This window comes from Streptomyces sp. NPDC039423, assembly GCF_055598725.1.
Window position 1 is genome coordinate 498794 of the sequence record NZ_JBVKAH010000002.1, and the last position, 13474, is coordinate 512267.

A 13474-nucleotide genomic window follows, 5' to 3' on the forward strand; every position below is an offset into this window, starting at 1 on the left:
CCTCCTGTCGCGCACCGCGTACGATGCGCCAGCCGCGCGCGCATTCGATTCGTCCCGCCCCCCCGACAGGAGCACCGAGAACCGTGGAACCGTCCTCCCAGGGGCCCCAGGGCCCGCCCCAGGGATCCCCCCAGGGGCCTCCGCAGGGGTGGCCCCCGCCCCAGGCGCCGTACCCCCAGGCGCCCGCCCCGTTCTACGGCGTGCCCGCCGCGCAGCCGCCCCGAGCGAGCGTCAACGGGCTCGCCATCGCCTCCCTGGTCACCGGGATCGTGTGCCTGGTGCCCCCGCTCGGCATGGTCCTGGGCGGGTTCGCGCTGGGACGGATCCGCGGGCGGGGCGAGCGGGGCACCGGGCTGGCCGTCACCGGCATGGCCCTCTCGCTGGTCAGCACCCTCCTGGTGGTGGTCGGACTCACCACCGGGGCGTTCCGTGACGTCTACGACGGCGTGCGGGACGCCGCCGACGAGGTGTCGCGCTCGCGATCCGCCTTCGACCTCCACAAGGGGCAGTGCTTCGACAGCCCGGGCGGTGCCGTCGAGGCGGAGGCCGTCGACGTCACGATCGTCGACTGCGCCGAGCCGCACGACGGGGAGATAACCGGCGGCTTCAAGATCACGGAGTTCCGTGCCTGGCCGGGCGACAAGCCCATCGAGCCGATCGCCGAGAAGCGCTGCGACCGGCTCAACACGGCGTACGCCCTCGACACCTGGGCCGTTCCCGACCACGCGTGGATGTACTACTACCAGCCGAGCAAGGAGAGCTGGGCGATCGGCGACCGCACCGTGACGTGCGCCTTCGCGGCCGAGAAGGGCAAGCTCACCGGCTCGGTCCGCGGCGACGAGAAGACCCTCGACGCGCACCAGCTCGCCTACCTGAAGCCGGTGAACCGGATCGACGCGGCCCTCATGGAGGAGCCGGACGCCGATGTCGAGGAGGACCGGGAGGCCAACGTGGCCTGGGCCCGCAAGGTCTCGTCGACGCTCACGGCGACGGTCGCGGAGCTGCGGGCCCACCCGTGGCCGGCCGCTGCGCGCCGCCCGGTGGCGGACCTGGCCGAGGAGCTGGAGACCGTCCGTGAGCACTGGACGAGGATGGCGGACGCCAAGGACCCGGACACCTTCTGGGAGCACTACGAGCCGGCCTACGACGGGCTCCCCGCCGACCTGGGCGCCACGGCGCGCGGCGCCCTGAAGCTGGACGTCACGCCCCCGGCCGACGCCACGGGAGCCGAGGGCACGGCCTGACGGACCCCCGCAGCGCCCGGCTCGCCTCTCGGGCCCGGGGCGGCGGACCGGGCGGCGATACCCACGGTGAGCTGGGGCTCAAACGGCGGTCATCACTTCGAGTGAAACCTTGGCCCATGCTTGCGGCGGGCAACCGTCGGTTGCCACGCTGTTGCTGTCTGTCAACCTGATGGGAGTGGCCAGTGACCTTCGGTGAGCAGCCCGCCTATCTGCGCGTTGCGAGCGATCTCCGGGAGAAGATCGTCAACGGCTCGCTCCCGCCCCACACCCGGCTGCCCTCCCAGGCCCGTATCCGTCAGGAGTACGGGGTCTCGGACACCGTGGCCCTGGAGGCCCGCAAGGTCCTGATGGCCGAGGGGCTCGTCGAAGGCCGCTCGGGCTCCGGGACGTACGTCCGTGAGCGCCCCGTGCCGCGCCGGATCGCCCGCTCCGGGTACGGCCTGACGGCCGGGGCCAATCCGTTCCGGCAGGAGCAGGCGGCCGAGGGGGCGCGCGGCACCTGGGAGTCTGGCAGCGAGCAGGAGCCGGCGAGCCGTGAGGTCGCCGGGCGCCTGGGCATCGAGCCGGGGGAGCGGGTGATGCGCACGCGGTACGTCTTCCGGGACGGCGGCGAGCCGATGATGCTCTCCACCTCCTGGGAGCCGCTCACCCTCACCGGGCGGACGCCCGTGATGCTGCCCGAGGAGGGCCCGCTGGGCGGCTGCGGGGTCGTGGAGCGGATGGCCGCCATCGACGTCGTGGTGGACAACGTGGTGGAGGAGGTCGGCGCCCGCCCGGGCCTCGCGGAGGAGCTCCTGACGCTCGGCGGTGTGCCCGGCCATGTGGTGATGGTGGTGGAGCGGACCTACTACGCCTCGGGGAGGGCCGTCGAGACCGCCGACGTCGTGGTGCCGGCCGACCGCTACCGAATCGCGTACCACCTGCCGGTGCGCTGAGCGGCGGCGGTTGACGGGTTTTCAGATCGGCGCGGTTCCGTGCAAGGGGGCGCACCCGGCCGGGTGCGCCCCCTTGGCGCACCGGTTCGCTGGCCGGATGCGTACCTCTTCGTGAAAACACGTATCCGCTCAGTAAAGGTCAGGCGTAAGCTCGTGCATATGCGCATTGCGGTTTCGTGGAGAAGCTTAGAAGTGGGCAGGCCGGCGGAGGGTGAGGCGTGATGAGCGAGAGTGGCGCGGTCCTTCCCTGGCTGGTGATTCGGCAGGACGACAACGGCAACCAGTACCGGGTGGGCAGGTACGCGACCCGGGACGAGGCGCAGAAGATCGCCGACAGTCTCGATACGCCCGGACCCGACAAGCTCTACTGGGTGGAGCGCGTCGGTCAGCCCGCGGGCTGACCGACGGCGAGGGTGCCGGCCGGCGCGCGTTACGCTCCGGCGCATGACAGATCGTGTGGTGGTGGCCGGAGCCGTCCTCGACCATGGGCGGCTGCTGGCCGCGCGCCGGAGCGCCCCTCCGGAGCTGGCCGGCCGCTGGGAGCTGCCCGGCGGCAAGCTGGAGCCGGGCGAGACGGGACCGGAGGCCCTCGTGCGCGAGCTCCGCGAGGAGCTGGGCGTGGAGACGGAGCCGGGTGAGCGGATCCCCGGCGAATGGCCGCTGGCGCCCGGTTACGTCCTGCGGGTGTGGACGGCCCGGCTGGTCTCCGGTGAGCCGCTCCCGCTGGAGGACCACGACGAGCTGCGCTGGCTGTTCCGCCACGAACTGGACACCGTCGACTGGCTGGATCAGGACCGTCCCGCCGTGGCGGAGGTGGCCCGTCTACTGCCCCCCGCTCAGCCCGCCCCCGCCGAGCCGGCCACCGACCCGGCCTCCGGTCACGCCGACCCGGCCACCGACCCGGCCACCGGTCGCGCCGCCGGCTGAGCGCGCCCGCCGCGTACGCCGGAAGCGCCTCGGCGCGCTCGGGAGGCGGGATCTCGAAAAGGGGTGCGCGGTCGCGGTGTACGCCGTTCGTGCCACGATGCGCCCACTCCCGCGATAGCCCGCCCCAAATATCGGGTATGTGCTGATTAACCCACCGAAATTGGACGTGGGGTCAGCCGCTGGGTCTGGGAAGTGGTCGGCGTGATCGACACCGAGGGCGAGTGCGCCGAGTGGACCTTTCCGGCTGAACTCGACGCTGTACGCGCGGCCCGCCACGCGGTCCGCGACACCCTGCGCGCCTGGCGGCTGGACGCGATGGTCGGCGATGTGACGGTGCTGCTCGTGAGCGAGCTGGTGACCAATTCCCTTCGGTACGCCTTCGGTCCCATCGGGGTCCGGCTGGTCCTGGTGCACCCCGGTGACGAGCCCTTCCCCCTGTACCCCGCGCTCCTCGTCGAGGTCTCCGACCCGCTCCCCGACCCGCCCCTGGAGCGCCCCGCCGGCCCGGACGACGAAGGCGGCCGGGGGCTGCAACTGGTCGCGTGCTCCGCCCGCCGCTGGGGGACCCGAAAGGGCAGGTCGGGCAAGACCGTGTGGTTCGAGCTGGCCCTGCCTGGTTAGAAGAGTGAAGGGACAACGATCACCTTCGGGCTCGGCTCAAAACGAACGAGACCACCCTGTGATCGTGAACGGCGTGCCGACGGGGGCCGTAGTGCTGAATACTGCGGGAATGGCCGGTCCGGTGCGGTGAGCTGGAGGGGACGGTCGCGTGAGCGAGATATCCGAGACGGCGAACAGCGTCGTGTGGCAGAGCAGTCCGCCTGGCTCGATCTACGACTACATACGGGTCGCCTCCTTCTCGATCGGCCCCGACGGGCTGGTCGACCAGTGGAGCCTTCGCGCCGCCGACCTGTTCGGCATTCCCGCCGAGGAGGTCAGGGGCAAGGACCCGGTCGAGGCGTTCATGCCCGCCGAGCTGCGGCCGCGCGGTCACCGCAAGGTCTCCGAGATCCTGGACGGCAAGGAGTGGACGGGACTCGTCCCGTTCCGGCTGCCGGGTGAGCGCAGGCCGCGCGGCATCGCCGAGGTCTATGTGATGCCCAGTGAGACCGAGCGCGGGGAGAGGGCGGCGCTCTGCATCGTCGTCGACGTCCGGGCCCTGCGGCGCATGGAGACCGATCTCGCCGCCGCGCAGGCGATTTTCGGTCAATCACCTTTCGGTTTCCTGTTGTTCGACACCGACCTGACGGTCAAGCGTGCCAACCAGCGCTTCGCGACCGTCTTCGGCGGCTCCGCCGACGACCACCGCGGGCGCACCGTCCACGACTACCTCTCCCGCCCCGAGGCCGAGCGGATGACCGCCGCGCTGCGCCGGGTGCTGGAGACCGGCGAGTCCGTCACGGACCTCCAGCTCACCGGCGCGGTGCCCGGCAGCACCGACCGCAGGCACTGGTCGATCAACCTCTACCGGGTGCACAGCGGCTCCGGCCGGCCCGTGGGCGTCGCCGGACTCGGCACGGACGTCACCCGCCGCCAGATCGCCGCCCGCGAGGCCGCCAACGCCCGCCGCAACCTCGCCCTGCTCAATGAGGCGAGCGCCCGCATCGGCAACTCCCTCGACCTGGAGACCACCGCCCGCGAGCTCCTCGACGTCGCCGTCCCCGGCTTCTGCGACCTCGCCTCCGTCGACCTGTACCAGGGACTGCTCAGCGGGGACGAGGCGCCGCCCGGGCGGGCCGACGGGTCCAGCGCCGAACTGCGCCGGGTCGCCTTCGCCAGCGCCGTCTCGGACGCCCCCCTCGTCAACCCCGGCTCCGCGTCCGGCTGCTGCGAGACGGCGTCCACGGACGTCGGCGCCATCCACCGCTACCCCTTCAACTCGCCGTGCGCCGACGCCCTGCGCACCGGACGGCTGCGCGCCGTGCCCGGCGCCGACGGCAGCCTCGTCCAGTCCACCCTCGTCGTGCCGATGGTCGCCCACGACACCGTCGTCGGCCTGGTGCAGTTCTCCCGCACCAAGGGCAGTGAGCCCTTCGGCGAGCGGGACCGGGCGCTCGCCGTCGAGCTCGCCGCCCGCGCGGCGGTCTGCATCGACAACGCCCGCCTCTACCGGCGGGAGCACGAGCGGGCCCTGATCCTCCAGCGCAGCCTGCTCCCGCCCGGCGACCCCGAGGCCGCCGGTCTGGACATCGCCTGCCGCTACCTGCCCGGCAACACCGCCACCGAGGTGGGCGGCGACTGGTTCGACGTCATCCAGCTACCCGGCCACCGCACGGCCCTGGTCGTCGGCGACGTCATGGGGCGCGGGCTGCGGGCCGCCGTCGCCATGGGGGAACTGCGCACCGCCGTACGCACCCTGGCCCAGCTCGACCTGGAACCGGCCGAGGTCCTCTCCCACCTCGACGAGATCGCCCGCGGCCTCGGCACGCCCACGGGCGGCGGACAGGCCTCCCGGGTCGCCGCGGCGCGCGGCCCGGAGCTGTCCGAGGTCTACCTGGCGACGTGCGTCTACGCCGTGTACGACTCGGTCACCCGCCGGTGCACCTTCGCCAACGCCGGCCACCTGCCGCCGGTGCTGGTCGAACCCGGTGAGGAGGCCCTGCTCCTCGACGTACCGCCGGGGATGCCGCTCGGCGTGGGCGGCGAGCCCTTCGAGGAGGTGGAGGTCGAACTCCCCGAGGGCGCGCTGCTCGCCTTGTACACGGACGGGCTCGTCGAGTCCCGCCACCACCCGCTCGACGAGGGCATGCAGGCCTTCCGCAGCGCGCTGACCGATCCGGCACGGCCGCTGGAGGACGTCTGCGACCACGTCCTGAACACCCTCGACACCCGGCACGGCGAGGACGACATCGCGCTGCTGATGGCCCGTATCCAGGGGCTGCCCGCCGAGGCGGTCGGCGACTGGCGGATGCCCCGCGAGCCGCGCTCGGTGGGGCGCGCCAGGGAGCTGGCCCGAGCACAGCTCACCGCCTGGGACCTGGAGCCGCTCGTCGACACGGTCGAACTCCTCGTCAGCGAGCTCGTCACCAACGCGCTGCGGTACGGCGAGGGCGAGATACGGCTCCGGCTGCTGCGGGACCGCTCCCTCGTCTGCGAGGTGTGGGACGCGGGCCTGGTCCAGCCCCGGCGGCGGCGGGCGCGGGACACCGACGAGGGCGGCCGCGGCCTCCAGCTCGTCGGGCTGCTCAGCGCCGGGTGGGGCTCCCGCCGTACACCGCGCGGCAAGACGGTCTGGTTCGAACTGCCGCTGCCGGACGGTGACGCCATGAAGGAACCGACCGTCGACCAGCTCCTGAGCATGTTCTGACGCCCGCTCGCGCGGCGCGGCGCGTCCGCGCCGCGCGCGGCCGTCATGTCCCGGAGGAGGGGCCGGGGCGGAACCGGTCGCCCCCGCCCAGCCGGCCGCGCGTCCTCCGGCCACCGAAGCGACCGGGCCCGCCGCCGTACCGCGCGTCCGCCCGGCCACCGCCGCCATCGGCCCCGGGCGGGTCGTCGCCGCCCGCGCCGCCGGTGCCGCCCGGTTCGCCGCGCAGCAGGATCCCGCCGAGCACCGCCCCGCCCAGCCCGTCGGGGGGTGCATCGCCGTCGGGGGGTCCGCCGCCCGGGGGAGCGAACCGCCGTACGTCCTGCTCGGCCAGGCTCAGAGCCTGCCGGGCCAGCGCGTCCGCCTGCCGGGCCTCGGCCGCCGCCTCCCGCGCGTCCTCCGCGCCACCCGCCGCGAGGTCCCCCGTCGCGAGGTACCCCTCCGCGAGCTCCCGCGCCCGCTCCATCCGCCGGTGCGCCTCCGCGAGCCGGGTACGGGCCAGGGCGCCCACGGCTCCCCGGTGCGCCGCGAGGTGGTCCGCGGCCGCTTCCACCGCCGAGCCGGCCGTGAGCAGCGCCGCGTCGAGCAGTGCGCCCGCCCGCCGCGCGCCCCGGTCCTCCCGCGCGGCCGCCAGGGCCTCGTCCAGCGCGGCGCCCGCCTCCCCGACCCGGCGCAGCGCGTCGATGGGGTCGTACCGTCCGTCCGCCACCGCCGCCCGTACGTCGGTGACGACCGACTCGGCGCGGGCGGCCCGGCCCCGCAGCCCGGCCGGGGGCGCCCCCGCCGCCCCCTCCAGCAGCCCGCCCGCCTCGGCCAGGTCCGCCTCGGTGCCGGCGAGCACGGTCGGCAGCCGCCCCGCCGCCTCCGCCAGTTCCCTCGCGCGCCGGTCCACCGCGTCGACGAGCAGCGCCGCCTGGTGGAGGGCCCCCTCGGCGGCCCGTACACCGACCGCCGCGGCGGCGGCATCGCCCCCGTCCACCGCCTCCGCGGCCCGCTCCAGGCCGGCCGACGCGAACAGCAGCCGCTCCCTGGCCCGCCGGGCGCCCTCCGCCACCGGCACGGCGGCCGACTCCGCGTACCGCTCGCGCATCGCGACGAGTCCCGCCTCCGCCAGGTCGGCCCGGCCGCGCACCGCGCGGAACTCCTCCCGGGCCGCGGCGAGGACTTCCCCCGCCGTCCGCTCCAGGGCGCGCAGCCGGTCGAACGCCTCCGCCTCCGCGTCCAGCCGCCGGCCGGCCTCCTCGCACCGCGCGACGATCTCCTCCAGCGTGCGGCGGCGGGTCGCCTCGTCCTCCGGGCGTTCCTCGTCGAGCCGCTGGCGCAGCCGGAAGGCCTCGGCCAGCTCGCCCTTCGCGTACGCCACCGCCTCGGTGAACGGCCGCGCCGGTTCCCGCCCGAGCCGCGCGAGGGCGAACCCCAGCTCCTCCTCGCTCGTGCGCACCGCCTCGTCCGTATCGGCGAGGAGCCGTCCGGCGCGGGCGTCCGGCTCGTCCGGGGAGGGCCGCGCCGGGGCCGGTTCCCACCGGTCGTGTCCGCCGTGCGGGGTGGTGCGGGTGGCGGTGCGCCGACGGCGCTTGGCGTACGTGTACGCCGCCACGGCGGCGACCGCGACGAGCACCGCCACGGGCAGGACCAGATCGGCGCCGGAGGACCCCTGCCCGCGCGGGGTGCCGGGCAGGGCAGCCGGCGACCACGCCGCCACCAGTGCACAGAGGGGTACGGCGAGGAAGGCCAGAGTGGCGCTCCGCATCACATGCGTGAGGCTATGTCGGGCTTTGTCCGCACGCGACCCGGCGCCGATCGTCACTGTCAGTGGCGACCCTTAGGGTGGAGATCGTTCGGCACCGCTGACGGGGGGTTCGTTGTGAACATGCGTGCGCTGAGGGCGAAGTGGCGAGGTCCGGGGCTCCGGTGGCCCAGGCGGATCGCACTGGCGCTGCTCCTGCTGGTCGTCCTGCCCCCGCTGACCGCCGGGGCGGCGCTGCGGATGAACTACGCGGGGGAGGTGCGGGAGGGGACGAAGACCCGGGGCAAGGACGCCGTCTGGCTGGGGCACGCCTGGGTGGACGGCCGGAAGAAGGACGCCGATCTCGCCGCGTTCGCCGCGCGGATCAAGGGGACCGGCATCCGGGACCTGTACGTCCACGCCGGGCCGCTGGAGCACGACGGGAGCCTGCCCGCCGGGCGGTACCCGCGGGCGAGGTGGCTGATCGACTCCGTGCACCGCACGATGCCGGGGATACGGGTCCACGCCTGGCTCGGTGACGTGCTGGCCACCGAGGGGCCGGAGGGGCTGCGGCTGGAGCGGGCCGCGTCCCGCGCCGCCGTCGTGCGCTCGGCGCGGCAGGTCCTGGACGCGGGCTTCGACGGCGTCCACTTCGACCTGGAGCCGCTGCTGTCCGGCGACCGGCACTACCTGAGCCTGCTGGACGACCTGGGCGAGCTGACGAGGGCCCGCGAGGCGCCCCTGTCGGTCGCCGCCCACCAGATCGACCCGCTCCCGGCGGCGCACGCGGTGAACGGCGCGCTGAGCGGCAGCGAGAAGTGGTGGTCGCAGGAGTTCTTCGGCCAGGTGGCCCGCCGGGTCGACCAGATAGCCGTGATGTCGTACGACACCTGGATGCCGCTGGAGGGGATGTACGGCGGCTACGTCGCCCAGCAGACCTCACTCGCCCTGGAGGTCACCCCCGAGGACACCGACCTGCTCATGGGCCTGCCGTTCTTCCACGAGGACGACCTGGGCCATCACGACGCGGCCGAGACCGTCGCCGCCGCGGTCCGTGGCACCCGGCTGGGGCTGGGGCGCACGGACCACGACCGCGAGCGGTTCGGCGTCGCCCTGTACGTCGACTTCGCCGCCACGGAGGAGGACTGGGCGGCGTACCGGGCGGGATGGCACTGAGGCGCCGGGACGAGGTCAGCCCATCCGGCGGCCGATCTTGTCGCCGAGCCACACCAGAGGGTCGTACTTCCGGTCCACGGCCCGCTCCTTCAGCGGGATCAGCGCATTGTCCGTGATCTTGATCTGTTCGGGGCAGACCTCGGTGCAGCACTTGGTGATGTTGCAGTAGCCGAGCCCGTGCTCCTCCTGTGCCGTGCGCTTGCGGTCCAGCCCCGCTTCCGCGGCCGCGTCCAGGGGGTGCATGTCCAGTTCGGCGATGCGCATCAGGAAGCGCGGACCGGCGAAGGCGGGCTTGTTCTCCTCGTGGTCCCGGACCACGTGGCAGGTGTCCTGGCACAGGAAGCACTCGATGCACTTGCGGAACTCCTGGGGGCGCTCCACATCGATCTGCCGCATCCGGTAGTCGCCCGGTGCCACGCCCGGCGGCGGGACGAAGGACGGCACCTCACGGGCCTTCTCGTAGTTGAAGGACACGTCCGTCACCAGGTCGCGGACGACCGGGAAGGCCCGCATCGGCGTCACCGTGACGACCTCGTCCCGGGAGAACACCGACATCCGCGTCATGCACATCAGCCGGGGCCGGCCATTGATCTCGGCACTGCACGAACCGCACTTGCCGGCCTTGCAGTTCCAGCGCACCGCCAGGTCCGGCACCTGGGTCGCCTGGAGCCGGTGGATGATGTCGAGGACGACCTCCCCGTCGTTCACCTCGACGGTGAAGTCCTCCAGTCCGCCGCCCTCCGTGTCGCCCCGCCACACCCGGAAGCTCGCGTCATAGCTGGTCACTCGGGCAGCTCCTCTTCGGCGAGGTACTTGACCAGCTCCTCCTTGTCGAACAGGGCGAGCAGGTCGGGACGGATGGGTTCGGTCGTCGTGCGGTCGAGGGCGATCTGGCCCTCGGCGGACTCCGGGTCGGCGATCCGGCACAGCAGGTTCACCCGCCGCCACGAGCGCTCCATGGCCGGGCAGTCCTCCCGGGTGTGCCCGCCCCGGCTCTCCGTGCGTTCCAGCGCCGCGCGGGCCACGCACTCGCTGACCAGGAGCATGTTCCGCAGGTCCAGCGCCAGGTGCCAGCCGGGGTTGAACTGCCGGTGCCCCTCGACGCCCGCGCCCCGGGCCCGCAGCCGCAGCTCGGCCAGCGTCCGCAGCGCCCGCTTCATCTCCTCGTCGCGGCGGATGATGCCGACGAGGTCGTTCATCGTCTGCTGGAGCTCCTGGTGCAGGGCGTACGGGTTCTCCGGCCGCGGGCCCGGCCCGTCGGCGGCCTCGCCGCTGAACGGGCGCAGTGCCTCCGCGGCCGCCGCCTGCACCTGATCGTCGGCCGCCCGCGGACGGGCGGCCAGGCCGCTCGCGTACCGGGCCGCGTACAGCCCGGCCCGCCGGCCGAAGACCAGCAGGTCGGACAGCGAGTTCCCGCCGAGCCGGTTGGAGCCGTGCATCCCGCCCGCGACCTCACCGGCCGCGAACAGCCCCGGCACCCCCACCGCCGCGGCCGTGTCCGACTCCACCGCCACACCGCCCATCACGTAGTGGCAGGTCGGCCCGACCTCCATCGCCTCGGCCGTGATGTCGACGTCCGCGAGTTCCTTGAACTGGTGGTACATCGACGGCAGCCGGCGCCGGATGGTCTCGGCCGGCATCCGGGTGGACACGTCCAGGAACACCCCGCCGTGCGGCGATCCCCGGCCCGCCTTCACCTCGGAGTTGATCGCGCGGGCCACCTCGTCGCGCGGCAGCAGCTCGGGCGGCCGCCGGTTGTTGTCCGGGTCCTCGTACCAGCGGTCGCCCTCCTCCTCCGACTGCGCGTACTTCTCCTTGAACACGTCGGGGACGTAGTCGAACATGAACCGCTCGCCCTCGGAGTTGCGCAGCACCCCTCCGTCGCCGCGCACCGACTCCGTGACCAGGATGCCCTTTACCGACGGCGGCCAGACCATGCCGGTCGGGTGGAACTGCACGAACTCCATGTTCACCAGCGGCGCGCCCGCCAGCAGGGCCAGCGCGTGACCGTCGCCGGTGTACTCCCACGAGTTGGACGTCACCTTGAACGACTTGCCGATGCCACCGGTCGCCAGGACGACCGCCGGTGCCTCCAGCACGAAGAAGCGGCCGGACTCGCGCTCGTAGCAGAAGGTCCCGCACACCTGGTCGCCGTCCTTGAGGACACGGGTGACCGTGCACTCCTGGAACACCTTCAGCCGGGCCTCGTGGTCGCCGAAGGCCCGGAAGTCCTCCTGCTGGAGGGAGACGATCTTCTGCTGGAGCGTCCGGATCAGCTCCAGGCCGGTCCGGTCGCCGACGTGCGCGAGGCGCGGGTACTCGTGGCCGCCGAAGTTGCGCTGCGAGATGCGGCCGTCCTTCGTACGGTCGAAGAGGGCGCCCCAGGTCTCCAGCTCCCACACCCGGTCCGGCGCCTCGCGCGCGTGGAGCTCGGCCATCCGCCACTGGTTGAGGAACTTCCCGCCGCGCATGGTGTCGCGGAAGTGGACCTGCCAGTTGTCACCCGCGTTGACGTTGCCCATGGACGCGGCGATGCCGCCCTCGGCCATCACCGTGTGGGCCTTGCCGAACAGGGACTTGCAGATCACCGCCGTACGGGCACCCTGCTCGCGCGCCTCGATCGCCGCCCGCAGCCCCGCACCGCCGGCCCCGACCACGACGACGTCCCATTGCTGCCGTTCCGCTGCGCTCATCGGAAAGGCACCCCCTTTCTAGAAGAAGCGCGGATCCTCGAAGGCGCCCGTGGCGAGCAGGTACACGTAGAAGTCGGCGAGCGCGACGCTGAGCAGCGAGGCCCAGGCGAGCTGCATATGACGCGCGTTCAGCCTGCCCACCCAGCTCCACAGCCGGTAGCGGACCGGATGCCGGGAGAAGTGCTTCAGGCGCCCGCCGACGATGTGCCGGCAGGAGTGGCAGGAGAGCGTGTACGCCCAGATCAGCGTGATGTTGACGAGGAACACCACTGTCCCCAGGCCCATGTGCCCCCAGGCGTAGGACGCGTCTCGGAAGGCGAGCACGGTGTCGTACGTCAGGATTCCGGCGACCGGCAGGGCGGCGTAGAAGAAGTACCGGTGGATGTTCTGGAGCACCAGCGGGAAGCGGGTCTCGCCCGTGTACGCGCGGTGCGGCTCGGCCACCGCGCAGGCCGGTGGCGACGCCCAGAAGCCCCGGTAGTAGGCCTTGCGGTAGTAGTAGCAGGTCAGCCGGAAGCCGAGCGGGAAGATCAGGATGAGCAGGGCGGGGGAGAGGCCCCACCAGCTTCCGAAGACCTCCCAGTTGGGGCCGCCCTTCATGGGCGCGCAGTTCTCGGCGAGGCAGGGCGAGTAGAACGGCGAGACGTAGGGCGCCGCGTAGTAGTCGCTGTTCGCGAAGGCGCGCCAGGTCGAGTAGACGATGAACGCGAGCAGTCCGGCCGCGGTGGCGGCGGGTGCGAGCCACCAGCGGTCGGTACGGAGGTGGGCGGCCGCGATGCGGGCGCGGGCCGGGCCGCGCACGCCGCCGCGCCCCGGTTCCGCCGGATCGGTGTGTGGTTGTCGGGTGCCTGTGGCCAACGGGGTCTCCTGGGGCCCGCGCCGGTGGTGGCGCGTGCCGGTCGGTGAGAGTGGTTGCCGGTTCGGCTGCGGACCGCGCCCGGCGTACCGCGGCCGGGCGGGTGCCTGTGCGGGGCGGAGGGGCCCGGCGGCCCGGGCCCGGGCGCGGCGCGGCCTTCCGCCCGGCACCCTGACGCGGCACCGGACGCCCGGCACCCTGACGCGGTACGGGGCGGCGCGCACCGGCGCACGGGTCGCCGGCGGCCGCGCCGGTCATGGTCCACCGCCCGGCGGGCGGGGGCCGTGGCACCGCCGCGACGCCCTGCCCGTCGGTGCCACGCCCGTCAGGGGGCGCGGCGGTCCCGCGCGCCCAGGCCCTCGTCGTCCGAGTCGGTCCACAGGGTGTTGTCGTACGGCGTGTCCGGGATGGTCACCAGGCCGTCGGGCCGGCCGACCGCCATGGGGACGGGCTTCCCCTCCCGCTGCTGCGTGAGGTTCCGTTCCAGCTGGATGACCGAGCGGGCCAGCTCCTCAAGGCGGCGCTTGACCTCTGTCAGATCGTCTTCGAGTGACATGAATTGCCCTCACTTCCGCAATAGCGGGTGGCAAACACGCGCCTGAGAGTGTCGCGC

At 73.5% G+C, this 13474-nt stretch carries 12 protein-coding genes; 7 read left to right on the forward strand and 5 right to left on the reverse strand.

The genetic code is table 11. The annotated features are described in order from the left end of the window. The first annotated feature begins 200 nt into the window (after positions 1-200). The 6 genes from ACZ7LK_RS08310 (at position 201) to ACZ7LK_RS08335 (ending at position 6413) form a co-directional block, all read left to right on the forward strand. Positions 201-1244: a DUF4190 domain-containing protein gene (locus ACZ7LK_RS08310; protein WP_471139076.1), complete on the forward strand. Its 1044-nt coding sequence runs from the start codon at positions 201-203 to the stop codon at positions 1242-1244. A gap of 182 nt (positions 1245-1426) precedes the next feature. Further along, positions 1427-2179, forward strand: a complete 753-nt coding sequence (locus ACZ7LK_RS08315; protein WP_392272252.1) for a GntR family transcriptional regulator — start codon at positions 1427-1429, stop codon at positions 2177-2179. A gap of 221 nt (positions 2180-2400) precedes the next feature. Then, on the forward strand, positions 2401-2580 hold the full coding sequence (locus ACZ7LK_RS08320; protein ID WP_392272251.1) for an SPOR domain-containing protein: 180 nt from the start codon (positions 2401-2403) through the stop codon (positions 2578-2580). A 43-nt stretch (positions 2581-2623) separates the two neighbouring features. Further along, entirely contained in the window at positions 2624-3106 is a 483-nt protein-coding gene (locus ACZ7LK_RS08325) for a (deoxy)nucleoside triphosphate pyrophosphohydrolase (protein WP_471139080.1), read from the forward strand. Between the two features lie 192 nt (positions 3107-3298). Next, a complete protein-coding gene (locus ACZ7LK_RS08330) occupies positions 3299-3727 on the forward strand; it encodes an ATP-binding protein (RefSeq protein ID WP_392272249.1) in 429 nt (142 codons plus the stop codon). A gap of 148 nt (positions 3728-3875) precedes the next feature. Further along, on the forward strand, positions 3876-6413 hold the full coding sequence (locus ACZ7LK_RS08335) for a SpoIIE family protein phosphatase (protein WP_471139083.1): 2538 nt from the start codon (positions 3876-3878) through the stop codon (positions 6411-6413). A 43-nt stretch (positions 6414-6456) separates the two neighbouring features. Here the strand turns inward: ACZ7LK_RS08335 and ACZ7LK_RS08340 are convergent, their stop codons facing one another. Continuing rightward, positions 6457-8160 (reverse strand): coiled-coil domain-containing protein, encoded by a 1704-nt coding sequence (locus ACZ7LK_RS08340; RefSeq protein WP_471139085.1) that lies wholly within the window; start codon positions 8158-8160, stop codon positions 6457-6459. A 120-nt stretch (positions 8161-8280) separates the two neighbouring features. Between ACZ7LK_RS08340 and ACZ7LK_RS08345 the strand changes: the two genes are divergently transcribed. Beyond that, positions 8281-9312 (forward strand): glycoside hydrolase family 18 protein, encoded by a 1032-nt coding sequence (locus ACZ7LK_RS08345; RefSeq protein WP_392272246.1) that lies wholly within the window; start codon positions 8281-8283, stop codon positions 9310-9312. A 15-nt stretch (positions 9313-9327) separates the two neighbouring features. Here the strand turns inward: ACZ7LK_RS08345 and ACZ7LK_RS08350 are convergent, their stop codons facing one another. The 4 genes from ACZ7LK_RS08350 to ACZ7LK_RS08365 all read right to left on the reverse strand — a co-directional run bounded on the left by ACZ7LK_RS08350 (position 9328) and on the right by ACZ7LK_RS08365 (position 13417). Continuing rightward, positions 9328-10098, reverse strand: a complete 771-nt coding sequence (locus ACZ7LK_RS08350; protein ID WP_471139087.1) for a succinate dehydrogenase/fumarate reductase iron-sulfur subunit — start codon at positions 10096-10098, stop codon at positions 9328-9330. Continuing rightward, positions 10095-12005, reverse strand: coding sequence for a fumarate reductase/succinate dehydrogenase flavoprotein subunit (locus tag ACZ7LK_RS08355; protein WP_392272244.1), 1911 nt, complete (start codon positions 12003-12005; stop codon positions 10095-10097). Before ACZ7LK_RS08355 ends, ACZ7LK_RS08350 begins: the two co-directional genes overlap by 4 nt. An 18-nt stretch (positions 12006-12023) precedes the next feature. Next, complete coding sequence (locus ACZ7LK_RS08360; protein WP_392272243.1) at positions 12024-12863, reverse strand: hypothetical protein; 840 nt, start codon at positions 12861-12863, stop codon at positions 12024-12026. Between the two features lie 323 nt (positions 12864-13186). Beyond that, positions 13187-13417: a hypothetical protein gene (locus ACZ7LK_RS08365; RefSeq protein WP_392272242.1), complete on the reverse strand. Its 231-nt coding sequence runs from the start codon at positions 13415-13417 to the stop codon at positions 13187-13189. Between the last annotated feature and the right edge of the window lie 57 nt (positions 13418-13474).